This window comes from Haloplanus sp. HW8-1 (genome assembly GCF_023703795.1).
GTDB lineage: Archaea > Halobacteriota > Halobacteria > Halobacteriales > Haloferacaceae > Haloplanus > Haloplanus pelagicus.
Genome location: NZ_CP098518.1, coordinates 594,841 through 619,879 on the forward strand (window position 1 = coordinate 594,841; position 25,039 = coordinate 619,879).

Here is a 25,039-nt window from a genome sequence, read left to right on the forward strand (position 1 = left end):
GGAGCGATTCCGTCGGTCAGTCGGCGCTGACTTCGGGGCCGAGGTCGATCTCGCCGGCGTCGAGTTCCGCCTCGATCTCTCGGGTCGCGGTGACCATGTTCTCGATCTTCCGGCGGGCGACCTCTCGGGGCAGCAGTTTCACGCCGCAGTCGGGGCTGACCGTCAGGTTCTCCGGCGGGACGACCTTGAAGCCCTCACGGATGTTCGCCTTGATCTCCTCGACGGTCTCGACGTCGGTAGTGTGGACGTCGACGACGCCGAGTGCGAGGTCGGTCGTGAACTCGGGGTCGGTGAACACGCCGATCTGTTCGTAGTCCCCGTTGCAGAGTTCCACGTCGAACTCGTCGATGGGATACTCCAGCAGTTCGGGGTAGATGCGGGAGTAGTCGCCGTAACAGACGTGGAGACCGATGCGAACCTCGTCCGGCACGCCGGCGACGATGCGTTCGAGACACTCCCCCACGATGGCGTGGTCGTCGGGCGTCGTCGCGAGCGCGGGTTCGTCGATCTGGATGTAGCGTGCCCCGGCGTCGACAAGCGCCTCGATCTCCTCGTTGACGAGGTCGGCGAGGGCGTAGGCGAGGTCGGTGTCGGTCTCGTAGGCCTCGTTGAACGACCAGGCCGCGAGCGTGTAGGGGCCCGTGATCGGTACCTTGACCGGCTTGCTCGCGGCCGACCGCGTGAACTCGAACTCGTCGACCAGCCACGACTCCGCGTACTCGACGTCTTCGACCACCGACGGCTTGTCGAAGTAGTTGTGACCCCAGACCTTCACGGGTCCGTTGAACTCGTAGCCCTCGATGCGGTCGGCGAAGAATTCAACCATCTCGTTGCGGCGCATCTCGCCGTCGGAGACGGTGTCCAGCCCCGCCCGTTCGTGTTCGTCGACGATGACCCGACAGGCGTCGTCGTGGGCCTCGTGAAGGTGCTCCTCGGTGAACTTCGAGTCCGGATCGTCCGCGAGGTCCGAGACTCGGTTGAGCCACTTGGGCTTCGGGTAGGAGCCGACGATGGAAGTGAGCAGGAAGTGGTCGTTCGGGTGGTCGTCGGGGCGGAACTGCTCGCGGTTGTTCTCGCTCATGCGTCCACCTCCGCGAGCGCGGCGGCGTCGCCCAACGCTTCGAGTTTGTCCTCGAACTTGTTCACCGGCAGGTAGAACAGTTCGGTGTTCGACGTGAGGTAGGCCCGCTCGAAGTCGGTGTGGGTCCGCTCCTCGACCCACTCGACGCGGTCGCGGATCGTCTCGGCCGACTCCACCAGCGTGTTCTGGCCGTCGACCAGTCCCATCGCCACCTGATCTTTGGTGCCGTACTCGTTGATGTTGTAGAGAGAGGCGTCGGCGTCGGTCACGAAGTCGAAGCCGATGGCGTCGACGTCGGCGTCCATCAGGTGTGCGTACGTCTTCTCGGGCACCGCGCCCCAGTAGGTGTGGACGACCACGTCGGCCTCGCTCGCGGCGGCGACGCGGTCGATGGCCTCGCTCGCGTGTTCGTCGACGTCGTCACCCGGCGGTGCCTCGACCAGCGACGGTTCCAGCAGGAACAGGGTCTCGTGGGTCGGGAACCCCTCGACTTCCCCCGCGAGGAAGTCGGCCACGGCGTCGAGGAAGTCGGCCTCGTCGCCGTAGTGCTCGTCGGTCGCCAGATCGGCGAGCGAGTACGGCCCCGGGAGGACGGCCTGCAGGGCCTCGCCGTCGGCGTCGACGGCGTCGAGTTCGGCGGCCACGTCGCCAGATGCGGTGAGTTCGCCCCGCACCTGCGGGTCCCGATAGAAGTTGTTGTTGTCGTAGTAGCGGACGATGCCCCCCGTCTCGACGTTGTCGTGGACCGTCAGCGGGTGTGCGAGCATGTCGTCCCAGCGCAGCTGTCCCTCGACGATCCGATCGAGGCCCGCGTCGACCTGCGCGTCGACGACGTCACCCCGAGCGCGCCCGTAGGCCTCGACGACCTCCGCGCCCTCCTCGCCGTCGATGAGGTCGCCCTTCTGGTGGCCCTTCAGATCGGAGAGTTCGTCTTTCGCCCAATCGGGCAGTGGATACAGTCCCGGCGTGGTGGCGACCAGTTCTGTCATCACTCACGGCTACGTGATTCCGTTGCTTAATATTTGCTAAACCAAAATATTCCTATCGGTTATTCTCGATCGAGACGAAGGACAGTCAGCGTCTCGAACGGATACGACTCCTGACGGACTCTCGTCGGCTCGAACCCGTTTGCCTCCGCGCGGGCGACGACCGACTCGAACCCGGTGAGGCTGCTGACCAACAGCAACACGAACCCGTCGGGTCGGAGGACACGGCCGACAGTGTCGAGAAACGGGTCGATGACCGCGCGTCCCGACTCTCCGCCGGAGAGCGCCCGCTCCATCCAGTCGTCCCACTCGTTGTCGGGGTCGGTGGGGAGATACGGCGGGTTGAAGGCAACGGCGTCGAAGCTTCCCGTCCGGAAGGGACCGACCAGGTCCGCACGGACCGCCGGAATCCCCCGTTCACGGGCCTGCCGGCAGGCGTCGGGATTGGGGTCGCTGGCGACCACCTCGGCGTCTGTCTCGGCCGCGATGCGTTCGGCGACCCACCCAGATCCGGTCCCCACTTCGAGCGTTCGTCCGCGGACGTGGCCGACGGCTGCATCGGCGAGCAACCGTGAGTCCTCGGCTGGCTGGTACACCGCCCGTTCCGCCCCGCGACGGGCCGCGAGGTCGGCGAGAGTGTCGTCGTCCCCGCCCTCGGCGTCGTCCGCGGTCATCCGTTCGCCCCGTCCTCCGGCCCGCCGTCCGGCGCCGGTGCCGTCTCCCGTCTCTCGGCGAGGGCGAGGCCCCCCTCCTCGGCCCTGCCCATGAGTTCGCGCTGTGGGAACGGGATCTTGATCCCCTCCGCGGCGTAGGCGTCGGTGACGGACTCGATGACCGCCGTTCGTGCGCGCCACATCCGCCGTGCGCTGGGATTGTCGATCCACACCCGGACCCCGAGGACGATGGACGAATCGCCGAAGCGCTTGCCGACCACCTGCGGCGTCGGGACGTCGAGGATCCGGTCTAACTCTTTGACGGTCTCGCGCGCGACTTCGGCCGCGTACTCCGGGTCGTGATCGTAGTCGACGCCGACCTCCACCTCGATGCGGAGGCGACCCTTGCGCGTCCGGTTGATGATCGGCTGTCCGCTCACCTCGTCGTTCGGGAGCATCACGTACTCGCCGTCGAAGGTCTGGATGCGGGTGGTGAAGACGGTGATTTCGGTGACGATCCCCTCGCTGTCGCCGATCTCCACCCAGTCGCCGATCTCGAACGGTCGGGAGAACATGAGTACGAACCCTGCCAGCATCGCCCCGAGGGTCTGTCGTGCGGCCATCCCGACCACGATACCGAGAAACCCGGCACCGACGAGGAGGCTGCCGAGGTTTCGGGTGAACAGGCCGACGACGACGAGCGCCGCGAGCGTGTAAAGCGATACTTGGGTGAGCCGATAGATGATCTCGCGTTGGTGTTCGCTGATGCTTGACCGCGTGCCCGTGAACTCGCCGATGATCCGACCTACGAGGTCGGTCAGCGCGTAGGTCGTCGCCAGCACCACCACCGAGAGCAGTATCCGGCCGGCGAGATCCTGAAGACCGAGGTTACGGTATGACCGTGCCAACGGGCCGAACAGCTCCCACAGGTCGACGAGAATCACGATGCCGCCGGCGGTGACGAGCGCCAGCAACATCGACAAGACGAGTTCGACGCGCCGTCCGTGATCGAGATCCTCACGGCGCCGCCATCGGTTGATGCCGTACCGCATAGCGAGGACGGCCGCGACCACCAGTACCGTGACGAGCAGTTGAGAGAGTAGCTTCGATTCGCCCACGATCGCCGGCTCAACCATCGCCGTCACCCGCTCTCACGTCGGCGGCGAGGGCGGCGAGGGCAGCGAACTCGGTCGGGGTCACCTCGCCCGCCCGTTTCGACATGAGCGACTCCTCGGCCGCCGCGACGACCGCATCCGGATCGGCTAGCTTCGAGATGTGGGCGGTATTGCGGACGGCGTTTCGCAGCGTCTTCCGTCGCTGGGTGAACAGCGCCTTCACGAACCGCAAGAAGAAGGTCTCGTCGTCGACCTCGTACTCGGGGGTCCGCGGTGTCGTCCGCACGATCGCGCTCTCGACTGCCGGCGGGGGCGAGAACGCCGTCGGCGGGACCGGCTCGACGATCTCCACGTCGGCGTAGTGTCCTGCGCTCACCGACAGGCGGCCGTAGTCGCCGGTCCCCGGCTTTGCGGCCATCCGCTCGGCGAACTCCCGCTGGAAGGTGAGAACCGTCGGTATCCCGAGCGGCAAGAGGCGAAACGTGATCTCGCTGGAGACGCCGTACGGCAGGTTCGAGACGCTCGCGGTCGCCTCGGGGAGGTCGACCTCGAGGGCGTCGCCGTGGATCACGGTCAGTTGCCCTGCGTCGATCTCGTCGTCGAACTCCGTCTCGAGAAACGCCACGAGCTCCGGATCGCGCTCGATCACGGTCACCCGATCGCTCGTCGCCAGCAGGCGGTCGGTGAGCGCGCCGGTTCCACCGCCGATCTCGAGGACGTGACTTCGGTCGGCGTCCTCGGGGAGATACGTCGGCACCCGATCGAGGACGCGTTCGTCGACGAGGAAGTGCTGGTCGCGGTCGGGGTTGCCGCTCACCCCGGCCCGCTCGAGCAGTCGATCCGGCGAACGCGTCCCTGTCATCGTCCTCGATAACGCGTCGACCGGGGTAAATTTCCCGTTTCGTCGACCGGGGGCACCGCCGTCAGTCCGTTTGCTCCCCCCCCACGAACGTCCGATACTTGAGGTCCTCGTCGCGGAGTTCCTCGAGGATGCGGTCGACGAGCACACCCTTCGGATCGTGGAGCCCGGTGATTCGCTCCTCCAAGTCGTCGAAACGCTCGAACGGTGCGCGTTTGCGCTCGTCGAGGACGTCGTTACGGAGTTTCTTCCCGATTCCCGGCAGGAGGTTGAGCTGGTGTAATCGAAGTGTGATCGGCTGAGCATCGTTGTAGAAGTCGACGAACCGCCGTTCGTGGCGGTCGACGATCTCCTCGACGACGTACTCCAGTTCCGAGTGGGCCGCGTTCGACAGGTCGTCGAACTCCACCTCGCGGATCCGTTCGACCGCCGACCGCTCGTCGGCGGGTTCGATCACGATGCGGTCGCCGATGCTCACGTCGGCGTCCTCGCCGAGCGTGAGTTCGAGGAGCCGGAACCTCGACTCCTCGAGGGCGTACGCCAGCGGCGACTTCTTGTACTGGGGGCGATCGTCGCTCGGCCGGCCGTGGGGCAGGTGATCGAGGACCACCGCGTAGGTCCGCTCCGCCTCCTCCGCGGTTTCGCCGCCGTCGTCGTCGGCGCCGGCCTCTCCGCTCTCGGAGGTCGTCATGGTGACACCGTACGGCGACCGGATATTTAAACGGTCGGCCGACCGCGGCGATCACCCGAAGTCGTCGCCGAAATCGGTCGCTCGGAGTTCGCCCGCGACCTGCGCCTCGAAGCGACGTTCGACCCGCTCCCACGACGGCGACGCCCGCCCGGTCGCGTAGTGTAACACCCCGATCGGATACCGATACGGCGCGTAGTCGACGGCGATCCCCGCCGCGTAGTCGCCGGGCACCGACCGCTGGATCACCTGGTAGCTGCCGTTCTCGTCGGTCGCCCGCGACAGCGCCGCCGCGTCGACGTCGTCGAGGTGGTCGACGAGCGGGTCGTCCTCGACGGCGGCCACGAGCGACCCGAGCAGGTCCGCGTCGGCCGCGCTCACGACGATCCAGTGGCGCTCGCCGACCGCTGCCGTGTAGCCGCCGTACTCGAGGCGAACGTCGCCTGCGGTTCCCTCTTCCAGCCGCGTCCAGCCGTCGGCGACCATCCCCTCGACGGCCGCGTCCGCCACGTACGCCCCCCGACCGAACGTCACGTTCGAGCGGCCGCCCGGCTGGACGTGGACGAGTTCGAACGCGTCCGAGTCGGCGTACTTCGGCGGTCCCGAGCCGAGCCACCCCTGGCGGAGTCGCTGGCCGACCGTGTCGTCGTCCACGTCCGCGAGCAGTCCCGCCGCGTCCAGATAGCGCGCCCACAGGTAGGACTCGTCGGGCATCTCGGGGTGGGTCGGCGTCCGCGAGAGCATGGCCGCGAACCCCACCGTCTCGCGTGGCGCGGGCCGCGGGGTCGCCGTCGGCGTCGGCCGGGGACTGGGCGTGGCCGTGGCCGTTCCGGTCCGCGTCGGCGTCCCGTCGGTGTCCGCGTCGCTGGAACAGCCCGCGAGCGCGAGTACGCTCGCGACGCCCGCCGTTTCGAGGAGTCGCCGCCGGGAGAGCCGCGACATACCCCGCCTTCGGCCCGGCGGCTATTATACCTGCCCCGGACACCGGCGAGCCGCCCGTTCCGGGACGTTTATCCCGCCGTCCGACGCCCGTTCGAGCATGAAGGCGACCGCCACGGCCCACCCCATTCAGGGGCTCGTGAAGTACCACGGGATGCGCGACCCGGAACTGCGGCTCCCGTATCACGACAGCATCAGCGTCTGTACGGCGCCGAGTCGGACGACCACGACCGCCGAGTTCGGCGCGACCGACGAGGACGTGTACGTCGTCGACGGCGATCCCATCGAGGGACGCGGCGCCGAACGCATCGACGCCGTCGTCGACGAGGTCCGCAAACGTGCGGGTATCGACGCCCCCGTCCGTCTGGAGAGCGAGAACTCCTTCCAGTCGAACGTCGGCTTCGGCTCCTCCTCGTCGGGCTTTGCCGCCGCTGCGATGGCGCTCTGTGCCGCCGCCGATCTCGACCTCAGCCGTCCGGAGGTCTCGACCGTCGCCCGCCGGGGATCGTCCTCGGCGGCACGCGCCGTCACCGGCGCGTTCTCGCATCTCTACGCAGGTCTCAACGACGACGACTGCAGGTCCGAACGCATCGAGACCGACCTCGAAAACGACCTGCGGATCGTCGCCGCGCTGGTGCCGTCCTACAAGGAGACCGAACAGGCCCACGCGGAGGCCGCCGACAGCCACATGTTCCAGGCGCGGATGGCCCACATCCACGGCCAGATCGCGGAGATGCGCGACGCGCTCCGGTCGGCCGACTTCGAGCGAACGTTCGAACTCGCGGAACACGACTCCCTCTCGCTCGCGGCGACGACCATGACCGGTCCCGCGGGGTGGGTCTACTGGCAACCCCGAACCATCGCCGTCTTCAACGCCGTCCGCGCGCTCCGCACGGAGGGCGTCCCCGTCTACTTCTCGACGGATACGGGCGCGAGCGTCTACGTCAACACGACCGCCGATCACGTCGACCGCGTGGAGTCGGCCGTCGCAGACTGCGGCGTCGAGACGGCTGTCTGGGAGGTCGGCGGGCCCGCGGAGATCCGTCCCGCGTCCGAGGCGCTCTTTTAATTCTCGTCCCACTCGGCGCGGTGTTCGTACGTGCGCGGCACGTCGCCGCGCAACCACAGGATCGCGCTCGATCGGTTGGGTTTCGACTCGCCGGGCTGGCTCGGGTCCCGCGAGCGGTAGTTGAGTTCCACCGTGGCGTCCGCGGAGTATTCGCGGGCCACGTTGACCGTGTGATACGCCCGATCGAAGCGGTCGACCGTCGGGGTGACGCGGGCGAACCCTTCGGGCACGGCATCGGCGGTGAACGCCCGTCCCGCCGCCGCGGCCGCCTCCAGTCCGTCGAGCAGCGCCACGAAGTCCGCGATGGCCGCCCCGGGCCCCGACATCGGCACCCCGCCCTGCTCCGCGAAGTCGTTGGCCGCGACCAGCCCCGTCGCCGTCAACGTCGTTCCGTCGAGCAACCCCGCCTCCCGTGTCTCCCGCAACGCCTGCGTCCCGGCGGACAGCTGTGCGTTCAGGACGCGCCGCAACTCCGTTCGATCCTCGATCGATCGTGCCGTCCAGCAGACGAACCCTTCGACACCCATCCGTTCGGGCGTCGGGGCGCTCGCACTTATATCCGGAGGCCGGCGTCCGAACGACGGGGGACGGTGACCCGAGACCCTGCCGCCATCGTGGGGCGACCCTTCTTTGCCGTGCGGGCCAACCCTCGACCATGCGCGTCGTCGTCCTCGGTGCCGGGTACGCCGGCTTGACTCTCGCCCGCCGCCTCGAATCCCGCCTCCCCGACGGGGTCGACCTCGTCGTCGTCGACGAGTCGGACACTCATCTCGTCCAGCATGAACTCCACCGGGTGGTCCGTCGCCCCGCGGTAGCCGACGCGATCACCGTCCCACTCGCGGACGTCCTCTCTCGGGCGACGATCCACACGTCGCGGGTCGAACGTCTCGACCGCGAGTCCCGTCGGATCCACCTCGACGACGACACCCTCGAGTACGACTACGCGGCGATCTGTCTCGGCGCCGAGACGGCGTTCTACGACCTGTCCGGCGTCCGCGAGTACGGCCTCCCGCTCAAGCGTCTGGACCACGCCCGTCGACTCCGCGAGGACTTCCTCGATACCTGTGACGCCGGCGGGCGAGCGGTCGTCGGCGGCGCCGGCCTCTCGGGCGTACAAGTCGCGGGCGAACTCGCGGCACTCGCCGCGGACCGCGACGCCGACGTCGAGGTAACCGTCCTCGAACGGCTGGAGTCGGTCGCCCCGGCCTTCCCCGACGCCTTCCAGTCGGCCGTCCGCGACGCCCTCGACGACGCCGGCGTGACGGTCCACACCGGCGCGCAAGTGACCGGTGCCACGCCCGACGCGGTGGCGGTCGACGGTCGGACGATCCCCTACCACACGTTCGTCTGGACCGGCGGCATCCGCGGATCGACGGCGCTCGCGGGCGACCGGCCCGTGGTGCGTGGCGACCTCCGACTCGACGCCCACACCTTCGCCATCGGCGACGCCGCGAAGGTGGTCGACGCCGACGGCGAAGCCGTCCCCGCCAGCGCGGCAGCCGCCATCCGCGAGGCGCGAACCGTCGCGACCAACCTCGACCGCCTCGTCCGGGCCGACCGCGGCCACGACGGCGGCGACGCTGGCTTCGACCCGCGGCTGGAGTCGTTTCGCTTCGACGTGCCCGGTTGGATCGTCTCGGTCGGTGAGGACGCCGTCGCCAAGGTCGGGCCGAAGGTGCTCCGTGGGAGTCCAGCGCGGGCGATGAAGGCCACCGTCGGCGCCGGCCACCTCTCCTCGGTCGGCGCTATCACGCAGGCGGCCGAACTCGCGCGGGAGGAACTCGGCCACGGCGGCCGGTGACTCCCGTTCGCGGACTACTCCTCCGCCGCGTCGACGAGCGCTCTCACCCGTTCGGTCTCGACCGGCGCCGTCGTCTCGCCGCCGCGTTTCAGCGCCGTGCCGACGATCACCCCGTCGGCGACCTCGAGGAGGTCGGCGACGGTATCGGGCGTGACGCCACTGCCGACGAACAGCGGGACGTCGTGGTCGGCACACCGATCGGCCACGGACTCGAGGCGATCACGGGCCGCCGCTTCGCCGGTCCGGGGGCCGCTGACGATCACGCCGTCCGCACGTCCACGCTCGACGAGGTCGTCGACGTCGTCGCCCGACGGCCGGCGATCCGCAGTTCCTCGCTCCATGCCGTCCCCGAGCGACGCCGAGTGCTTGACGCCCGTGTCCGCCAGGATCGACACGTCGGCGTTGAGGCGGTCGCGCAGACGCAGCGTCTCGTGGGCACGCCCCTCGATCACCCCCTGGTCGGTGACGCGAGCACCCGTGTGGACGTTGACGCGGACGACGTCGGCGCCGGCCGCGGCCGCGACCGCCACCGCCGCCGTCGCGTCGTTCCGGAGGACGTTCACGCCGACCGGGCAGTCCACCGTCCGTCGAACGAGCGTCGTCAGACGCGTCATCGAGGCGACGACGTGGCGAGGGACGTCGTCGGGGTGGAAGGGAGCGTCGCCGAAGTTCTCGACGATCACGCCGTCGACGCCACCGTCGGCGAGACGGGTCGCGTCGGTGCGCACCCGCCGACGGATCGCCTCGCGGTCGCCGTCGAATCCCGGGGCGCCAGGCAGCGGCGGCAGGTGAACCATGCCGACGATCCGTGGGAGATCGGTCATCCCGTCGACGTGGGTGGCCCGGGCCTCAAAATCCTCCGCCCCGCCGGCCATGACGGGGGGTTTAATTGTCGTCGGGTCGGGACTAGGGGTAGACAGCCAGCATGACAACGACCGAGGGGAGCACGGTGCTCATCGTCGACGACGACAAGGATGTCGTCCGCACGTACCGCCGGTATCTCGAGGAAACGTACGACATCCGCGAGGCGTACGACGGCGAGGGGGCACTGGAGCAACTGGACGAGTCGGTCGACGTGGTACTCCTGGATCGCTTGATGCCCGGCGTCTCCGGCGGCGAGGTGCTCGACCGCATCCGCGACCGCGATCCGGGGGTTCGCGTCGCGATGGTGACGGCCGTCGACCCCGATTTCGACATCCTCGATATGGGGTTCGACGACTACCTCACCAAACCCACGAGCTACGACGAACTCCGCTCGACCGTCGACGACCTGGTCGGACTGAGTCGCCACGCCGAGAACGTCCGGGAGTATCACTCCCTCCTCGCGAAGCGGGAGGCGCTCCGCGACGGCAAGACGACGTACGAACTCGACCGAAACGAGGCGTTCGCCGACCTGGAGACCCGGATCGCGTCGCTCGAGAACACGCTCGAATCCGAGGCAGAGGGCTACACCGACGACGCGCGATTCGTCGCCACGCTCCGAGCCATCGACGAGTCGACGCCCGCCGAGGAGGACCCCGATGGCTGAAGGCGACGCCCGGTCCGACGACTACTCGCTGGCGGGAGTCCTCCCGGTCGGGGTCGACGCCCTCGATCCGGGACTCAACCTGTTGATCTCCGGCCCGGCGATGTCGGGGAAGCGACAGTTGGTGTTCGATATCCTCGCTCCGGACCCGGAGACGATCGATCCCATCGTCGCGATGACGACCGACGATCCCGCGCCGCGGATCCGGACACAGTTCGAGGACCGTGGCGTCCGCGTCGATCCCTCGACGTTCCGCGTCGTCGACGCCTCGGGGGCGCCGGGCGAGGACGATCCCATCGTCCACCGCGTCGGCTCCCCCGCCGACCTCACGGGCATGGGCGTCGCGTTCACCAACGCCGTCGACGAGATGGCGACCCCGGAGCGCCTCCGACTGGGCTTCGTCTCCATCTCGACGCTCCTCCAGTACGTCGACGCCGAACGCGCCTTCTCCTTTCTCCACGTCCTCTCGCGACGGACGAGTGCGGCCGGCTATCTGGGCGTCTACAGCATCGATCCGACGACCCACGAGGATCGCTTCGTCAACGTCGTCACCTCCATCTTCGACGCCGCGGTCGAACTCCGTGAGGAGGACGGCCAGCGCGAGGTCCGCGTTCGCGGCCTGTCGGACGTCGCACCCAAGTGGACGGAGTTTCCCTACTGATCCGCGTCGGGAGCGCCGTCGTTCGTGTCGGGGTCCACCCCGTACACCTCGCGGGCCCGCGCGACCGAGAGCTTCCCGAGACGCAGGTCGCGGGCCACGGCCTCGGGGTCGCGGTCCGCCGGGTCGCCGTAGCCGCCCCCACCCGGCGTCCGGACGCTCACCACGTCCCCGGCGTCGAGGTCCTGGGTCGACTTGCCGGGGATCGGCGCCCACCCGTCCCGATCCAAGTGGTCCTCCCCTACCGCCCCGGAGGCGCCGCCAGCGATGCCGTACGGACGGTGTCGGCGCCGATCCGCGAGTAGGCTGAACGCCACGCCGTCGGTCAACACCTCGATGTCACGTCGGAGGCCGAGCCCCCCGCGGAACGCGCCGGCGCCCCCGGAGTCAGGACGGAACTCGTAACGGCGCACACGAAGCGGATAGACCGTCTCCAGCACCTCCGCCGGCGTGTTGAGCGTGTTGCTCATGTGGGCGTGGACGCCGTCCATGCCGTCCGCCCCGGCCCGTCCGCCGTAGCCGCCGCCGATCGTCTCGTAGAAGGCGAAGGGTTCGCCCGTCCGATCCGTACCGCCGAAGGTGACGCTGTTCATCGTCCCCTGGGCGGCGGCGACGGAGCGCTCCGGGGCCTCGGAGCCGAACGCGCCGAGCAGGGCGTCGGTCACGCGCTGGGAGACCTCGAGGTTGCCGCCGACGACGGCTGCAGGAGGTCGCGCGTTGACGACCGTCCCCTCGGGGGCACGAATCTCGACGGGTCGGTAGGTGCCCGCGTTCGGCGGCACGTCGGGGTCGGTCACACACCGCACCGCGTAGTACGTCGCCGACGCCGTCACCGCGAGGGGGGCGTTGATCGCGCCCGGGACCTGCTCGCTCGTTCCCGCGAAATCGACGTCGAGTTCGTCGTCGTCGACCGTCACCGCGACGGCGATCCGGAGATCCTCGTGGCCCTGCCCGTCGTCGTCGAGGACGTCCTCGAACCGGACGGTCCCGTCCGGGAGCGACTCGATCTCCGCGCGCATCCGACGCTCAGCGTAGGCTTTGATCTCAGTCGTCGCCGCGCGGAGGGTGTCGAGGCCGTGGCGCTCGGCGAGGTCACGCACCCGCTCGACGGCCGTCCGGTTGGCCGCCCGCTGAGCGCGGAAGTCGCCGCGGCGCTCGTCGGGCGTCCGTACGTTCGTCAACAGGAGGTCGAAGACGTCCTCGACGGGGTCGCCCCCGTCGTACAGTTTCACCGGCGGGACGCGCAGCCCCTCCTGATAGATCTCGGTGGCGTCGGCCGCGACGCTCCCCGCGCGCCCGCCGCCGACGTCGGCGTGATGAGCGCGGTTGGCCGCGACGGCTACCAGTTCGTCGTCGACGAAGACGGGCGTCACGAGCGTCATGTCGGGCAGGTGAGCGCCGCCGTGGAACGGATCGTTCAGGAGGATGGCGTCGCCGTCCGCCAGTTCCGACGGCGGGAACGCCTCGATGGCCGCCGCCACGGAGTAGGGCATCGCGCCGAGGTGCACCGGGATGTTCTCGGCCTGACTTATCATCTCGGCGGTGGCGTCCGCTCCCTCCCCGACCAGGTCGAACAGCGCACACGAGCAGTCCCGGCGGTCCTTGATGTTCGGCGAGTAACTCGTGCGGACGAGCGTCGCGTTCATCTCCTCGGCGACGGCGACACAGGCGTTGCGGAGGACCTCCAGCGTGACCGGATCGACGCCGCTCACGGCTCGATCACCACGTTGCCCAAGTCGTCGACGGTCGCCTGCGCCCCCGGCGGGACGACGGCCGTGCTCTCGATTCCCTCGATCACCGCCGGACCGTCGACGTCGGCGCCCGGACCGAGCGTCGAGCGGTCGTAGACCGGCGACTCGTGACGGTCGCCGTCGAAGGACGTCGTCCGCGTCGTCCGTGGCGCCGGCTCGGTCGTCCCATCCCTCTCTATCGTCAGTTCGGGCGGGTCGACGACACCCCGTGATCGAAGGCGGATCGTGACGAGTTCGACCGGTTCGTCCGGCGAGGCGTGGCCGTATCGACGCTCGTGGCGCTCGTGGAAGCGGGCGGCGGCGGCCCGCAACGCGTCGTCGTCGAGCGGTCCGTCGGGCAGCGGGACTCTGAGGTCGAAGGACTGTCCGCGGTACCGCAGGTCGACCGCCCGCTCGAAGCGCCGGCGCTCGGGCGGATACCCCTCGTCGGCGAGTCGTTCCCGGCGATCCGCGGCCAGCGACTCGAAGCGCTCGGTCAGGTCGTCGGGTCCTACCTCGCTCCAGGGTCGGACCGCGGAGACGCCGTCCTCGTACACCTCGTCGCTGATGAGGAGACCGAGCGCGGAGAGGACGCCGGCCGACCGGGGGACCACGACCCGCGGCACGTCGAGTTCGGCGGCGAGTTCCGCGGCGTGGAGCGGCCCGGCGCCCCCGTAGGCGACCAGCGAGAAGTCGCGAGGGTCGTGGCCGCGCTCGACGGAGACCACCCGGAGGGCACGCTCCATGTTCGCGTTCGCAACGTCGAGGATACCTTGGGCGGCCTCGGTGACGGTCAGATCGAGCGGCTCGGCCAGTCGCTCCCGCACCGCCTCGCGGACGGTCGCCTCGTCGGCGCTCTTCTCGAAGAAGGCGTCGGGGTCGATCCGTCCGAGCAACAGGTGGGCGTCGGTGACCGTCGGCTCGGTTCCCCCGCGGCCGTAACAGACGGGGCCGGGGTCGGCGCCGGCCGACCGCGGGCCGACACGGAGGCTGCCGCCCTCGTCGACCCACGCGATGGACCCGCCGCCCGCGCCGATGGTGTGGACGTCGACCATCGGGACGGTGACGGGGTAGTCGCCCACCTGCCCCTCCGTCGAGACGACGGGGTCGCCGTCACGGACCAGCGACACGTCACAGGAGGTGCCGCCCATGTCCATCGTGAGGACGTCGTCGACGCCGGCCGCGGCGGCGACGTGGGCGGCGCCGCGGACGCCCGCCGCCGGCCCCGACAGGAGCGTGTTCACCGGTCGCTCCCGGGCGGCACTCGCCGACGCGACGCCACCGTTGGACTGCATCACTCGCATCGCGGCGGGGACGCCCGCCTCGGCGACCCCCGTCTCGAGCCGCCCGAGATATCGGTTCATGACGGGTTTGAGCGCGGCGTTGATCGTCGTCGCCAGCGTGCGCTCGTACTCCCGGATCTCGGGCAACACGTCGCTCGACAGCGACAGTTCGCAGTCGACGCCCACCTCCCGCAGCAGCTCCGCCATCCGGCGCTCGTGACGGTCGTCCTCGAAGGCAAAGAGGAAGGCGACGGCCACGCTCTCCACGTCCGCGTCGTCGACGGCCCGGGCCACCTCGCGGGCGGCGTCCTCGTCGAGCGGGTCGATCACGTCGCCCCGGCGGTCGAGGCGCTCCGGCACCTCGAAGCGCCGGTCGCGCTCGACGACCGGCGAGGGCTTCTCCGCGCGCAGGTCGTAGAGATCCGGCCGCGTCTGTCGACCGATCTCGACCGCGTCACGGAACCCCTCGGTCGTCACCAGCGCCGTCTCGGCCCACTCGCGTTCGAGGAGTGCGTTCGTGGCGACGGTCGTCCCGTGGGCGAAGAAGTCGACTGCGGTGGGGTCGAGGTCCGCGTCCTCGCCCGCGGCCTCCAACCCGTCGAGGACGCCACGATCCGGCGCGTCCGGCGTCGACGGCACCTTCAGCATCTTCAGCTCGTCGGCGTCGGCGACGACCACGTCGGTGAACGTGCCGCCGACGTCGACCCCGACGCGTACGTCGGTTCCCATACCGGGGTCACGGTGGTCGGGCTGATAAATCCCGGTTGCCGGGAGACGGCAAATTGAAGCGACCGGGACGGTAAGGGGAGGTATGAGCACGACGGTCTCTCAACTCGAAGCGCTCGGTCGGGAACTCGGCGAGGAGATCGCCGACACGCCGGCGTACGAGCGGTTCGAAGCGGCGAAGACGGCGGTCGAGAACGACGACGCGGCACAGGAGAAAATCGCCGAAGTGGAACGGCTTCGCGACGAGTTCGTCGCGGCCCGCGAGACGGGTGAGGCGACACAGGACCACGTCGCGAAGCTCCAACAGGCCCAGAACGAACTCCACTCGATGGATGTGATGGAGGAGTACCTGAACGCCCAGGAGGCACTCCAGAGCCAACTGGAGGCGATCAACCGCGCCATCTCCGACCCGCTGGCCGTCGACTTTGGCGGCGAGGCCGGCGGCTGCTGTCACGACTAGGTTCATATCCGGAGGCGAGCCACCCACCCTATGCTCGCCATCGCCGGAGGCAAGGGTGGAGTCGGAAAGACGACGACGGCGCTCGGACTGGCCGCTGCGCTCGATCCCCCGGTGGTCGCGGCCGATGCGGATCCGGACATGCCGAACCTACACGCCCTCGCGGGCGTCGACCGCGACCCGACGCTCGCCGCCGTCGACGACCGGGGGATCGGAAGCGTCGCACGGACGCCACCCGACGAGCCGGGGGTGGCCGTCCTCCCCGCGCCACACGTGGGCGACGCCGAACCGGGTGCGCTCGCCCGTACGCTGGACAGGCTGTCCGCTGCGCCCCGGCCGGCGCTGGTGGACTGTCCCGGCGGCGCCGGTCCGGACGCCGCCGCGCCGCTCCGGGCCGCCGACGCGACGCTCCTCGTCGCGACGCCCTGTGCACCGGCGCTCCGCGATGCGGCCAAGACGGCCGCGATGGCCCGCACCCTCGATGCGCCCGTCCGTGGCGTCGTGTTGACCCGCACCCGCTCGGCACCCGACGGCGTGACCGACCTGCTCGACTGTCCGGTCGTCGCGTCGGTTCCCCGTGCCGATCCACCGGTGCTCGACGACACGGGCGTTCGGACCGCCTACCGGCGTCTCGCCACGCGGCTGGGAGAAGACCTATTAGCGTCCCACACGTGAGTCGGACCGATGGCCCGGCGTCTGCCGACGGGAATCTCCGTCCTCGACAGGCAACTCGACGGGGGGATCCCCCCGGGGAGCATTCTCCTGTTGACCGCCGACCCGGCCAGCCAGTCGGAGTCCCTGTTGTACGAGATTGCGGCCGCCCGTGGGACGCTCTACGTGACCACCATCCGCTCGGAGCAAGCGGTCCGTGACGCCATCGAGCGGTACCGCGGGAGTATCGACCGCCTGTCCGTGCGGGACGCGGGTGACTACCCGCCCATCGACAACGCCACCCGACTGGTGAAGGACCTCCCCGAGAACGCGAACCTCCTCATCGACGTGGTCGACCCGTTGGAGGACGCCGACCCGACGCGCTACCGCCGATTCCTCAACGAACTCCAGACCCACATGGTCAACACGGGATCCATCGCGGTGTTGCACGCGATGCACGGCGACGACACCCCGAACCGGGCGCTCACCGAACACATGGCCGACGTGGTGTTCGACCTCCGCACCGACACCAGCGGATCACAGATCGTCAACCGACTCGCCATTCCGAAGTTCCGCGGCGGGAGCGCCCTCGAGGAGACGATAAAACTGAAGCTCACCGACGGCGTCACCATCGACACCAGCCGCGACATCGCCTAACGGACGAACAGCGCCGTCGCGACGGTGACGACGAGGATCAACGCGATCCAGGGTCGGGGCTGCCCGAACGTCTCTCCCCGTCCGAGGAAGACGTACCCGAAGTAGACCGCTACGGGTGAGAGCAACGGCACCGGACTCACGGTCGCGCCGAGTCCGAACCGGAGGACGATCGGCAAGAGCACGGTACAGGCCGCCGCCACCGCGGCGACACGGAGGTCGGTTGCGACTTCCTCGGGTGCGTCCATCGACTCGATACCTCGGTAGTAGTCCGATCGGTTACTCGTCGAGGTCGACGTCGTCTTCGAGTTCCTCGACGATCTCGTCGGCGTCGACGTCGACGTCCTCCAGTGCCTCCTCGACGTCGGCACCGCCGGCACCACCCATGCCGCCCATCATGCCACCCATACCGCCCATCATGCCGCCCGTGCCGTCGATGGTCTCCTGGACGATGACGCGGTCGAGGCCGAGTCGGTCCATGATCTGCTGAGCGATCTGTTGTTTCTGGAAGAGCCACTGCTGGTTCATCGTCATCTGGGGGGTAGCCTCGATGTACAGCGTCTCCTTCTCGACCGTCTGTACCTCGGTCTCGTATTCTGACTCCTCGTCGTCCTCGGTCTCGACTTCGACCTGTGTCTCCTCTTCGACCTCGTCGGTCTGGATCCAGACCTCGGGGGCGCGATCGAGGTACATGCCGAGCAGGCCCTGCGCCTGCTGCTCGGGGTCGTCGACGACGTCGAGGATCTCGTATTCGTACTCCAGATCCTCGCCGGCCAGCGGGTGGTTGAAGTCGACGCGGGCGCGGCCGCCGATGATCGTCTCGATGTGGCCTTGCTGGCCGTCGACGGTGACGTGAGCGCCGGGGTAGCGGTCGTCCTCGTCGATCTTCTCGGTGCTGACGGTGCGCACCTCGTCGGGATCGAACTCGCCGAACGCCTCGGCGGCGTCGACGTGGACGGTGTTCTCGTCGCCGACCTCCTTGCCGATCAGGTCGTCGTCGACGGCCTGGAAGACGTGGCCGCCGCCGATGACGATGGTTCGGGGTTCGAACTCGTGATCTTCCTCGTCGATGCCGGCTTCCTCGGCGACATCTTGGCTGGTCGTGTCGACGACCTGGTCGTCGTCGGTCGTCCGCACGGTGTAGTCGAGTCGCAGGAAGTCACCGTCCTGCAGGCCGGACGCCTCCTCGGGCTCGGGGTCGGTTGTTGTCTCCGCGTCGGGGTCATCGGCCGCGTCGGCGTCGACCGGCTCGTCGGTCGATTCGGCCTGTTCGTCACTCATACAACCCACAACTCCCGTGCGACCCTTAAGAATCACGTTTCCCGCTCGGCGGCGAACGTCCCGTCGACGTCCGCCGAGGCCGGGGTTTTTCGGGGGCGGCTGCGACGGGTGGGATATGTACGAAGTCGAGTTGAAAGTTCGGGCCTCCCACGAGGCGGTTCGCGAGCGGCTGAAGACGCTCGGCGCCGAACGCGTCGGGGCCGTCCGACAGGTCGACACCTACTACGACGCCCCCCACCGCGACTTCGCCGAGACGGACGAGGCGCTCCGCATCCGCCGCGAGGCGGCTGACGGGACTTCGGAGACGGTCGTCACCTACAAGGGCCCGCTGGTCGAGTCGGCCTCGAAGACCCGCCGCGAAGTCGAGACGGGGGTCGCCGACGCCGACCACATGGACTCGATTCTCGACGCCCTCGGCTTTTCGCCGGCCGCCGTGGTCGAGAAGGAGCGGGAGCGATACGCCCTCGACGGCTTCACCGTCACGCTGGACAGCGTCGACGACCTCGGCGAGTTCGTCGAAATCGAGCGCGAAGCGTCCGAAGACGACCGGGAGGCGACCCGCGAGGCGGCCGTCGCCCGCCTCCGTGACCTCGGTCTCGACCCCGACGACCAACTCCGCACGTCGTACCTCGGACTCCTGGTGGATTCTTCTGAGTAATACTATGGCGGCGAAAGGTTTCCGCAAGTTATAGCACCCGGTGGCGACAAGGTCCGCCGATGAGCGACCGGAACATTCGAATCGAGTCCGTCGACCGGCGCGCGGTCGAGGACCAGGAGGTGGAGATCGTCGAGCGGAAGGGGATCGGCCACCCCGACTCCCTCTGTGACGGGATCGCCGAGAGCGTCTCGCGGGCGCTCTCGAACCTCTATCTCGACCGCGTGGGTGAGGTGCTGCACTACAACACCGACGAGACGCAACTGGCGGCGGGCAACGCCGCCCCCGCCTTCGGCGGTGGCGAGGTCGTCGAGCCGATCTACGTTCTCCTCGTGGGACGGGCGACCCGACAGTACGAGACCGAGGACGGCACCGAGCACACCCTCCCCGTCGACTCGACGGCGCTCGCTGCCGCTCGTGACTACTTGAACGAGGTCGTCCCCGAACTGGAGTTCGGCACCGACGTGGTCGTCGACGTGCGCTTGGGCGAGGGCAGCGGCGACCTCCAGACGGTCTTCGGCGAGGACGGCGCGGCCGTCCCGATGGCCAACGACACGAGTTTCGGCGTCGGCCACGCTCCACTCACCGAGACCGAACGGATCGTCCTCGACGCCGAGGAGTATCTCAACGGCCCGTACGCGGCGGAGAACCCCGAACTCGGTCCCGACGTGAAGATCATGGGGAAACGCGAAGGCGATCACATCGATCTCACGGTCGCCGCGGCGATGATCGACCGCCACATCCCCGACATGGCGGCCTACCGCGACGCCGTGGCGAAGGTTCGCGAGGCCGTAACCGACCTCGCCGAATCCTACACCGACCGCTCCGTCGCCGTCGAGGTCAACACCGCCGACGACTACGACGAGGGAGCCATCTACCTGACGACGACGGGTACCAGCGCCGAACAGGGCGACGACGGCTCCGTCGGCCGCGGCAACCGCGCCAACGGACTCATCACGCCCAACCGCCCGATGAGCATGGAGGCCACGAGCGGCAAGAACCCCGTCAACCACATCGGCAAGATCTACAACCTCCTCAGCACGCGCATCGCCGAGACGGTCGTCGACGAGGTGGACGGCATCCGCGACCTCCGGGTGCGTCTGCTCAGTCAGATCGGCCGCCCCATCGACCGCCCCCACGTCGCCGACACCTTCGTGGCCACCGAAGACGGCGTCGCCCTCGCGGACATCGAGGCCGACATCGAGGCCATCGTCGACCGCGAACTCGCCAACGTGACCGACGTGACGCGGTCGGTCATCGAGGGCGACCTCCGGACCTTCTGACCCGCGACTCCCCCACTCCGGGGGGGGACCGAACCACCCTAGTACCCCGCCCGCTTACGTCGGCTGTGACCGCCGAGGAGCGCACCGACGACGATGCCGATCCGCCGCTCGCTACCGATGTCGTCCTCGTGAGCTTCGGCGAACTCGGAACGAAAAGCAGCGAGGTGCGGGGCAAGATGACGGATCGCCTCAGGGACAACGTTGCCGCACTCCTCGCCGACCGTGGCGTCGAGGCGACGGTCGAGCGGACCTGGGCGCGTCTGGTCGTCCACACGCCCGACCCCGAATGGGCCGCCCGGATCGCCGCCGACGCGATGGGTGTCGTCTGGGCCCGTCCCGCCGTCGGCGGCCCCGCCGACCACGACGCAATCGGCGACACGCTCGCCGGACTGGCACGGGACGCCCCGCCAGTCGACACCTACGCCGTCCGTGCCCGTCGCGTCGGTGACGACGACGCACACGACTTCTCCAGTCGCGACCTCGAACGCGAGGGGGGACGGATCGTCGGCGCCGTCACCGACGCGTCGGTCGACCTCGACGACCCTGACCGCACCTACCACGTCGAGGTTCGCGGCGATCGGGCACACGTCGCCGCCGAGAGCGTCGCGGGACCGGGCGGCCTCCCCGTGGGGACACAGGCACCGCTCGTCGCCCTCGTCAGCGGCGGCCACGACTCCCCCGTCGCGGCCTACGAGGCGATGCGCCGCGGGGCGCCGATCCGACCGGTGTACGTCGACCTCGGGGCGTACGGTGGCCCCGACCACGAGGCGCGGGCGGCCGCGACCGTCGACCGACTCGCGAGCTACGTCCCCAACGTCGACTGTCGCCTCCGGATCGTTCCGGGCGGCGACGTCGTCGACCGACTGGTGACCGAGGTCGGGGAGACGCGCATGCTCTCGTGGCGCCGGGCGCTCCTCCGGATCGGCGAGGTCGTCGCGGAGCGGACGGACGCGGCCGGCGTCGTCACCGGCGAGGCGATCGGTCAGAAGTCGAGTCAGACCGTCCGCAACCTCGCCGTCACCGACGCGGCGGTCGACTGTCCGGTCCACCGGCCGCTGCTCACCCGCGACAAGGCCGACATCGTCGAGCAGGCACGGGCCATCGGCACTGACGAGGACTCCTCGATCCCTGCCGGCTGCGAGCGCCTGGCTCCGTCGACACCCGCGACGGGGACGACGCTCGACGCCGTCGAGGCGGCGGAACCCGACGACCTGCTCGACCGGGCCGCGGCCGCCGTCGACGACCTGTGGATCGCGGACGGCTGACCGCCGGCGCAACCGCTTTAGTCCCGCCCGCCGATTACACGCCCGTGACGCAGGTCTGTCTCGTCGGGGACGCGGACGTCGATCTCCGGTACGAACTTCTCTCTCGCGAGACGTCGCGAGCGGCACTTGCCACGTACGACCTCCACGAGCCCTTCGCCAACTCGGTCGCCGTCGATACCGTCAGTCTCGGCGCCGCCGTCTCGCTTCTGAACGATCTGAACTGGTATCTGGTCCGGTTCGCCGACTGTGCGCTGGTTCGGGAGCCGAGCGTCTCGACCGACGAGTGGCTCTCCCGTGACCTTGCAGAAGCGGTCCGTGACGGCGGCGTCGACCCCGCCGACACCGCGACGTTCCTCCGGGTGTACGGCCTGATCGACGACGAACTCGTCGAACCCATGTACGCCACGCGCGTCGACGGGACGGTCCCGGAGTACGACCTGCGCCCCGCCGCCGACACCGTCGTCGTTCGGGTCACCGAATCCGAGTTCGGCGGCGGCTGACCCCCCATCGCCGACTCACTGAGTGTGGAACCGGGTCGACCGCCGTGTTAGTCGAACAGCCCGGTCGACATGTACCGCTCGCCGCTGTCCCAGAACACCGTGATCACGAGCGGATCGTCGACCTCGTCGACCAGCCGCTCGGCGACCCGCCTCGCGCCGACGCTCGACGCGCCGCTCGACTGGCCGACCAGAATCCCCTCCTCGCGGGCGAGGCGCCGACACTCCGCCTCAGCGGCCGACAGCGAGACGTCCTCCACGTCGTCGAGGAGGTCGACGTCGACGTTCTCGGCGACGAAGCCCGGTCCCATGCCCTGGAAGTCGTCCTCGCCCGGATCGCCGGTCAGAAACCGGTTGGTGTCCGGCTGGACGCCCACTACCGCCATCTCCGGGTACGCCTCCGTCAATCGCCGGCCAGTCCCCGAGATGGTGCCGCCGGTGCCGACGCCACAGACCAGCGCGTCGATCCGCCGATCCGTCTCTTCGAGTATCTCCGATCCCGTCGTCCGGTAGTGGGCCTCCGGGTTCGCGGGGTTCTCGAACTGCCGCATCTGGACCATCCCCGCGGCTTCCAGTTCGTCCGCCCGTTCCTTCGCGGCGTCCATCTCGCCGTCGACGAGTTCCACCTCGGCGCCGTAGGCCCGCATGATCGCCCGGCGCTCGGGCGACTTCGAGGACGGCATCACGACCCGCACGTCGTAGCCCTTGGCGGCACCGACGACGGCGAGGCCGATCCCAGTGTTCCCGCTGGTCGGCTCGACGATGGTGTCGCCGGGTCCGAGGTCGCCCGCCGCCTCCGCCGCCTCGACCATCGCCTTCGCCGGGCGATCCTTCGCGGACCCGCCCGGATTCTTCGAGTCGATCTTGGCCGCGACGGTCGTCCCCGGCGGGGAGTCGATCCGCACCAGGGGCGAGCCGATGGCATCGAGGATGCTGTCGTACATGGGACGTGAGTTCGCGACCGTCGCCTAAATCGGTGATGGAACCGGGAACTGTCCACGGCCCCCTCCGCCCGACTACCGCGGGACGGCCCGCGGCCGGGTGCCCTAGAGCCGCGAGAGGATCCGCTCCTCGAACGCCGCGAGCCCGAGCGTCTCGACGCCCTCCTCGTCGGCCCGTTCGCGCTTTCGCTGCCCGGGATTCTCGCCGACGACGAGGTAGTCCGTCGCCCCGCTGACCGACGACGTGACGTTCGCGCCGTGGGTCTCCAGCAGCTCCGTCAGCTCCGAGCGGGTGTAGCCGGGGACGCTCCCCGTGAAGACGACGGTCAGGCCGTCGAGTTCGTCGTCCCGGTCCCGGCGCTCCGGGTCGACACCCGCCTCGAGCAGCCGTTCGACCGTCTCGACGTTGGCCTCGGTGTCGAAGTAGGAGGCGACGGAGGCCGCGACTTCGGGCCCCACGTCCTCGACGTCGCGGAGCGCCTCGACGCTCGCGTCCAGCAACTCATCGAGCGAGAAGGCGGCCGCGAGCGCCCGCGCGCGCTCCGTGCCCACGTGACGAATGCCGAGCGCGTAGACGAACGTGCCGAGGTCGACGGCCTTGCTCGCCTCCAGTTCGGCCAGCAGGTTCTCGGCCGAGCGCTCGCCCCAGCCGTCGAGCGCCGCGAGGTCGGCGGCGTCGAGGGTGTAGAGGTCGGCGAGCGACTCGACCAGCCCCGCCTCGACCAACTGGTCGGCGGCTGCCGCACCCACGCCCTCGATGTCCATCGCGTCCCGCGAACAGAAATGTTGCAGGCTGCGCCGGAGCTGGGCCGGACACGACGCGTTCGTACAGTAGTGGTGTTCGCCCTCCCGGACGACGTCGCCGTCACAGACGGGACAGGTATCCGGCATGGCGAAGTCGCCGGCCGCGCGGTCCGCGTCGGCGTCCGCGACCACCTCGACCACTTCCGGGATCACGTCGCCCGCCCGCTCGATACGGACCGTCGCCCCCTCGTGGACCCCGAGGTCGTCGACCTGTGCGGCGTTGTGCAGCGTCGCACGGCTGATCGTGACCCCTTGCAGGTCCACGGGATCGAGCAGAGCGACCGGCGTGAGCTTTCCCGTCCGGCCAACCTGAACGACGATGCGCTCGACGGCCGTCTCCCCCGTCCGGGGCGGGAACTTGTAGGCGAAGGCCCACCGTGGATGACGAGCGGTCGACCCCAGCCGTTCCCGCTTCGCGAAGTCGACGACCTTGGCGACGACGCCGTCGATCTCGTACTCCAGGTCGTCGCGCTCGGCCATGAGGCGGTCGCGGTAGTCGATCACCGCCTCGACGTCGCCGACGTCGGTCGTCTCGTCGTTCACCCGAAACCCGAGTCCTCGGAGCAGGTCGAACGCCTCCCGCTGGGAGTCGAGATCGGCCGACGTCTCGATCACGTCGTAGAAGAACACGTCGAGGGGGCGGTCGGCGACGGTGCTGGGATCGAGCAGTCGGACCGTCCCTGCCGCCGCGTTCCGCGGGTTGGCGAAGGGCTCCTCGCCGCGTTCCATCCGCCGCTCGTTCAGGTCGACGAACCCCGATCGGGGCATGTACACTTCACCGCGGACGGCGAGTACGTCCGGCGCGCCGTCGAGGTGGAGGGGAACGCTCCCGATCGTGCGGACGTTCGCCGACACGTCCTCGCCTTCCTGCCCGTCGCCGCGGGTAACCGCCCGCTCGAAGGCACTGTCCTCGTACACCACCTCGACGGAGAAGCCGTCGAACTTCGGCTCCGCGGAGTAGGTCACCTCGCCGACGGTCTCGCGGATCCGGCGGTCGAACGCGCGGATCTCGTCGGCGTCGCCCGCGGACTGCAGGCTCAACAGGGGAGCGACGTGGGCGACCGTCTCCAGTTCGTCGAGCGGTTCGCCACCCACCCGCCGGGTCGGCGAGTTCTCGTCGTGGAGGTCGAACGCCTCCTCGAGTTCCGCCAGCCGATCGAACAGCGCGTCGTAGGTGCGGTCGGCGACGACGGGATCGTTGACCACGTAGTAGCGGTAGTCGTGGTACTCGATCGCCGCACGCAGGTCGCGAACCTGCTCGCGGGCCGTCTCCTCCTCTATCTCCTCGACCGGCGCGAACGACGTGTCCGGATCGCGAACGTACGGGTTGTCCTCGGGTGCCTCGACCATCTCGCTGTCCGCACAGGCGCACGCCGGGTACGAATAGCCAGCGACTCGACCGGCATCGCCGATACCGGTCGGTGTCCGCCACGATCCG

Annotated in this window: 26 protein-coding genes; 11 read left to right on the plus strand and 15 right to left on the minus strand. The window is 69.4% G+C overall.

Translation table 11 applies throughout. The annotated features are described in order from the left end of the window. Positions 1-16: 16 nt before the first annotated feature. The 7 genes from NBT82_RS03105 to NBT82_RS03135 all read right to left on the minus strand — a co-directional run bounded on the left by NBT82_RS03105 (position 17) and on the right by NBT82_RS03135 (position 6,324). Positions 17-1,081, minus strand: coding sequence for a methionine synthase (locus NBT82_RS03105; protein WP_251330129.1), 1,065 nt, complete (start codon positions 1,079-1,081; stop codon positions 17-19). Further along, a complete protein-coding gene (locus NBT82_RS03110) occupies positions 1,078-2,070 on the minus strand; it encodes a methionine synthase (RefSeq protein ID WP_251330130.1) in 993 nt (330 codons plus the stop codon). Before NBT82_RS03110 ends, NBT82_RS03105 begins: the two co-directional genes overlap by 4 nt. Positions 2,071-2,129: 59 nt before the next feature. Continuing rightward, on the minus strand, positions 2,130-2,741 hold the full coding sequence (locus tag NBT82_RS03115; protein ID WP_251330131.1) for a HemK2/MTQ2 family protein methyltransferase: 612 nt from the start codon (positions 2,739-2,741) through the stop codon (positions 2,130-2,132). Next, positions 2,738-3,856, minus strand: coding sequence for a mechanosensitive ion channel family protein (locus tag NBT82_RS03120; protein WP_251330132.1), 1,119 nt, complete (start codon positions 3,854-3,856; stop codon positions 2,738-2,740). The genes NBT82_RS03115 and NBT82_RS03120 overlap by 4 nt, the downstream gene beginning before the upstream one ends. Beyond that, positions 3,849-4,697, minus strand: a complete 849-nt coding sequence (locus NBT82_RS03125) for a 16S ribosomal RNA methyltransferase A (RefSeq protein WP_251330133.1) — start codon at positions 4,695-4,697, stop codon at positions 3,849-3,851. The genes NBT82_RS03120 and NBT82_RS03125 overlap by 8 nt, the downstream gene beginning before the upstream one ends. A 61-nt stretch (positions 4,698-4,758) precedes the next feature. Then, the gene (locus tag NBT82_RS03130; RefSeq protein WP_251330134.1) at positions 4,759-5,385 is read right to left on the minus strand and encodes a DUF655 domain-containing protein; all 627 of its coding nucleotides are present in this window, start codon (positions 5,383-5,385) and stop codon (positions 4,759-4,761) included. A 51-nt stretch (positions 5,386-5,436) separates the two neighbouring features. Then, complete coding sequence (locus tag NBT82_RS03135; protein ID WP_251330135.1) at positions 5,437-6,324, minus strand: hypothetical protein; 888 nt, start codon at positions 6,322-6,324, stop codon at positions 5,437-5,439. 97 nt (positions 6,325-6,421) lie between these two features. On the opposite strand from NBT82_RS03135, the gene mvaD reads away from it, so the two are divergent. Then, positions 6,422-7,390 (plus strand): phosphomevalonate decarboxylase MvaD, encoded by a 969-nt coding sequence (gene mvaD, locus NBT82_RS03140; RefSeq protein WP_251330136.1) that lies wholly within the window; start codon positions 6,422-6,424, stop codon positions 7,388-7,390. Here mvaD and NBT82_RS03145 read toward each other — a convergent pair. Next, entirely contained in the window at positions 7,387-7,917 is a 531-nt protein-coding gene (locus NBT82_RS03145; RefSeq protein WP_251330137.1) for a hypothetical protein, read from the minus strand. The genes mvaD and NBT82_RS03145 overlap by 4 nt on opposite strands. A 128-nt stretch (positions 7,918-8,045) precedes the next feature. Between NBT82_RS03145 and NBT82_RS03150 the strand changes: the two genes are divergently transcribed. After that, positions 8,046-9,191 carry an NAD(P)/FAD-dependent oxidoreductase gene (locus NBT82_RS03150; RefSeq protein WP_251330138.1) on the plus strand — a complete coding sequence of 382 codons (1,146 nt, stop codon included), beginning with the start codon at positions 8,046-8,048 and terminating at the stop codon, positions 9,189-9,191. Between the two features lie 14 nt (positions 9,192-9,205). Here NBT82_RS03150 and NBT82_RS03155 read toward each other — a convergent pair whose 3' ends face one another. Further along, the gene (locus NBT82_RS03155; protein WP_251331336.1) at positions 9,206-10,015 is read right to left on the minus strand and encodes a BtpA/SgcQ family protein; all 810 of its coding nucleotides are present in this window, start codon (positions 10,013-10,015) and stop codon (positions 9,206-9,208) included. 101 nt (positions 10,016-10,116) lie between these two features. Here NBT82_RS03155 and NBT82_RS03160 point away from each other — a divergent pair, with 101 nt between their 5' ends. Continuing rightward, positions 10,117-10,719, plus strand: coding sequence for a response regulator transcription factor (locus NBT82_RS03160; RefSeq protein WP_251330139.1), 603 nt, complete (start codon positions 10,117-10,119; stop codon positions 10,717-10,719). Continuing rightward, on the plus strand, positions 10,712-11,377 hold the full coding sequence (locus NBT82_RS03165) for an RAD55 family ATPase (protein WP_251330140.1): 666 nt from the start codon (positions 10,712-10,714) through the stop codon (positions 11,375-11,377). The genes NBT82_RS03160 and NBT82_RS03165 overlap by 8 nt, the downstream gene beginning before the upstream one ends. Here the strand turns inward: NBT82_RS03165 and NBT82_RS03170 are convergent. Both NBT82_RS03170 and NBT82_RS03175 read right to left on the minus strand, forming a co-directional pair. Continuing rightward, on the minus strand, positions 11,371-13,020 hold the full coding sequence (locus NBT82_RS03170; RefSeq protein ID WP_251331337.1) for a hydantoinase B/oxoprolinase family protein: 1,650 nt from the start codon (positions 13,018-13,020) through the stop codon (positions 11,371-11,373). The genes NBT82_RS03165 and NBT82_RS03170 overlap by 7 nt on opposite strands. A 62-nt stretch (positions 13,021-13,082) precedes the next feature. After that, a complete protein-coding gene (locus tag NBT82_RS03175; protein WP_251330141.1) occupies positions 13,083-15,116 on the minus strand; it encodes a hydantoinase/oxoprolinase family protein in 2,034 nt (677 codons plus the stop codon). 82 nt (positions 15,117-15,198) lie between these two features. On the opposite strand from NBT82_RS03175, the gene NBT82_RS03180 reads away from it, so the two are divergent. Genes NBT82_RS03180 through NBT82_RS03190 form a run of 3 tightly spaced genes read left to right on the plus strand, consistent with a single transcriptional unit; the run spans position 15,199 to position 16,878 of the window. After that, entirely contained in the window at positions 15,199-15,573 is a 375-nt protein-coding gene (locus tag NBT82_RS03180; RefSeq protein WP_251330142.1) for a YlbF/YmcA family competence regulator, read from the plus strand. A gap of 30 nt (positions 15,574-15,603) precedes the next feature. Next, positions 15,604-16,245 (plus strand): MinD/ParA family ATP-binding protein, encoded by a 642-nt coding sequence (locus NBT82_RS03185; protein WP_251330143.1) that lies wholly within the window; start codon positions 15,604-15,606, stop codon positions 16,243-16,245. A 9-nt stretch (positions 16,246-16,254) separates the two neighbouring features. Further along, positions 16,255-16,878: an RAD55 family ATPase gene (locus NBT82_RS03190; protein ID WP_251330144.1), complete on the plus strand. Its 624-nt coding sequence runs from the start codon at positions 16,255-16,257 to the stop codon at positions 16,876-16,878. Here NBT82_RS03190 and NBT82_RS03195 read toward each other — a convergent pair. After that, positions 16,875-17,123, minus strand: coding sequence for a DUF8049 family protein (locus tag NBT82_RS03195; protein WP_251330145.1), 249 nt, complete (start codon positions 17,121-17,123; stop codon positions 16,875-16,877). The genes NBT82_RS03190 and NBT82_RS03195 overlap by 4 nt on opposite strands. 31 nt (positions 17,124-17,154) lie before the next feature. Further along, positions 17,155-18,156 (minus strand): FKBP-type peptidyl-prolyl cis-trans isomerase, encoded by a 1,002-nt coding sequence (locus NBT82_RS03200; protein ID WP_251330146.1) that lies wholly within the window; start codon positions 18,154-18,156, stop codon positions 17,155-17,157. Between the two features lie 115 nt (positions 18,157-18,271). Between NBT82_RS03200 and cyaB the strand changes: the two genes are divergently transcribed. The 4 genes from cyaB (at position 18,272) to NBT82_RS03220 (ending at position 21,859) form a co-directional block, all read left to right on the plus strand. Beyond that, positions 18,272-18,814 carry a class IV adenylate cyclase gene (cyaB, locus tag NBT82_RS03205; protein ID WP_251330147.1) on the plus strand — a complete coding sequence of 181 codons (543 nt, stop codon included), beginning with the start codon at positions 18,272-18,274 and terminating at the stop codon, positions 18,812-18,814. Positions 18,815-18,873: 59 nt separating this feature from the next. Further along, positions 18,874-20,094, plus strand: coding sequence for a methionine adenosyltransferase (locus NBT82_RS03210; protein WP_251330148.1), 1,221 nt, complete (start codon positions 18,874-18,876; stop codon positions 20,092-20,094). A gap of 65 nt (positions 20,095-20,159) precedes the next feature. Continuing rightward, positions 20,160-21,359, plus strand: a complete 1,200-nt coding sequence (locus NBT82_RS03215) for a tRNA sulfurtransferase (RefSeq protein ID WP_251330149.1) — start codon at positions 20,160-20,162, stop codon at positions 21,357-21,359. Between the two features lie 44 nt (positions 21,360-21,403). Beyond that, positions 21,404-21,859, plus strand: coding sequence for a DUF5804 family protein (locus tag NBT82_RS03220; protein WP_251330150.1), 456 nt, complete (start codon positions 21,404-21,406; stop codon positions 21,857-21,859). Positions 21,860-21,906: 47 nt separating this feature from the next. Here the strand turns inward: NBT82_RS03220 and NBT82_RS03225 are convergent, their stop codons facing one another. Both NBT82_RS03225 and ligA read right to left on the minus strand, forming a co-directional pair. After that, positions 21,907-22,800: a PLP-dependent cysteine synthase family protein gene (locus tag NBT82_RS03225; protein ID WP_251330151.1), complete on the minus strand. Its 894-nt coding sequence runs from the start codon at positions 22,798-22,800 to the stop codon at positions 21,907-21,909. 102 nt (positions 22,801-22,902) lie between these two features. Next, complete coding sequence (gene ligA / locus NBT82_RS03230; RefSeq protein WP_251330152.1) at positions 22,903-24,951, minus strand: NAD-dependent DNA ligase LigA; 2,049 nt, start codon at positions 24,949-24,951, stop codon at positions 22,903-22,905. Positions 24,952-25,039 lie beyond the last annotated feature (88 nt).

Bases quoted from the DNA above. Each gene is read 5' to 3' on its own strand.
- NBT82_RS03105 (WP_251330129.1), bottom strand. From the start codon at position 1,081: ATGAGCGAGAACAACCGCGAGCAGTTCCGCCCCGACGACCACCCGAAC.
- NBT82_RS03110 (WP_251330130.1), bottom strand. From the start codon at position 2,070: ATGACAGAACTGGTCGCCACCACGCCGGGACTGTATCCACTGCCCGAT.
- NBT82_RS03115 (WP_251330131.1), bottom strand. From the start codon at position 2,741: ATGACCGCGGACGACGCCGAGGGCGGGGACGACGACACTCTCGCCGAC.
- NBT82_RS03120 (WP_251330132.1), bottom strand. From the start codon at position 3,856: ATGGTTGAGCCGGCGATCGTGGGCGAATCGAAGCTACTCTCTCAACTG.
- NBT82_RS03125 (WP_251330133.1), bottom strand. From the start codon at position 4,697: ATGACAGGGACGCGTTCGCCGGATCGACTGCTCGAGCGGGCCGGGGTG.
- NBT82_RS03130 (WP_251330134.1), bottom strand. From the start codon at position 5,385: ATGACGACCTCCGAGAGCGGAGAGGCCGGCGCCGACGACGACGGCGGC.
- NBT82_RS03135 (WP_251330135.1), bottom strand. From the start codon at position 6,324: ATGTCGCGGCTCTCCCGGCGGCGACTCCTCGAAACGGCGGGCGTCGCG.
- mvaD (WP_251330136.1), top strand. From the start codon at position 6,422: ATGAAGGCGACCGCCACGGCCCACCCCATTCAGGGGCTCGTGAAGTAC.
- NBT82_RS03145 (WP_251330137.1), bottom strand. From the start codon at position 7,917: ATGGGTGTCGAAGGGTTCGTCTGCTGGACGGCACGATCGATCGAGGAT.
- NBT82_RS03150 (WP_251330138.1), top strand. From the start codon at position 8,046: ATGCGCGTCGTCGTCCTCGGTGCCGGGTACGCCGGCTTGACTCTCGCC.
- NBT82_RS03155 (WP_251331336.1), bottom strand. From the start codon at position 10,015: ATGACCGATCTCCCACGGATCGTCGGCATGGTTCACCTGCCGCCGCTG.
- NBT82_RS03160 (WP_251330139.1), top strand. From the start codon at position 10,117: ATGACAACGACCGAGGGGAGCACGGTGCTCATCGTCGACGACGACAAG.
- NBT82_RS03165 (WP_251330140.1), top strand. From the start codon at position 10,712: ATGGCTGAAGGCGACGCCCGGTCCGACGACTACTCGCTGGCGGGAGTC.
- NBT82_RS03170 (WP_251331337.1), bottom strand. From the start codon at position 13,020: ATGAACGCGACGCTCGTCCGCACGAGTTACTCGCCGAACATCAAGGAC.
- NBT82_RS03175 (WP_251330141.1), bottom strand. From the start codon at position 15,116: ATGGGAACCGACGTACGCGTCGGGGTCGACGTCGGCGGCACGTTCACC.
- NBT82_RS03180 (WP_251330142.1), top strand. From the start codon at position 15,199: ATGAGCACGACGGTCTCTCAACTCGAAGCGCTCGGTCGGGAACTCGGC.
- NBT82_RS03185 (WP_251330143.1), top strand. From the start codon at position 15,604: ATGCTCGCCATCGCCGGAGGCAAGGGTGGAGTCGGAAAGACGACGACG.
- NBT82_RS03190 (WP_251330144.1), top strand. From the start codon at position 16,255: ATGGCCCGGCGTCTGCCGACGGGAATCTCCGTCCTCGACAGGCAACTC.
- NBT82_RS03195 (WP_251330145.1), bottom strand. From the start codon at position 17,123: ATGGACGCACCCGAGGAAGTCGCAACCGACCTCCGTGTCGCCGCGGTG.
- NBT82_RS03200 (WP_251330146.1), bottom strand. From the start codon at position 18,156: ATGAGTGACGAACAGGCCGAATCGACCGACGAGCCGGTCGACGCCGAC.
- cyaB (WP_251330147.1), top strand. From the start codon at position 18,272: ATGTACGAAGTCGAGTTGAAAGTTCGGGCCTCCCACGAGGCGGTTCGC.
- NBT82_RS03210 (WP_251330148.1), top strand. From the start codon at position 18,874: ATGAGCGACCGGAACATTCGAATCGAGTCCGTCGACCGGCGCGCGGTC.
- NBT82_RS03225 (WP_251330151.1), bottom strand. From the start codon at position 22,800: ATGTACGACAGCATCCTCGATGCCATCGGCTCGCCCCTGGTGCGGATC.
- ligA (WP_251330152.1), bottom strand. From the start codon at position 24,951: ATGGTCGAGGCACCCGAGGACAACCCGTACGTTCGCGATCCGGACACG.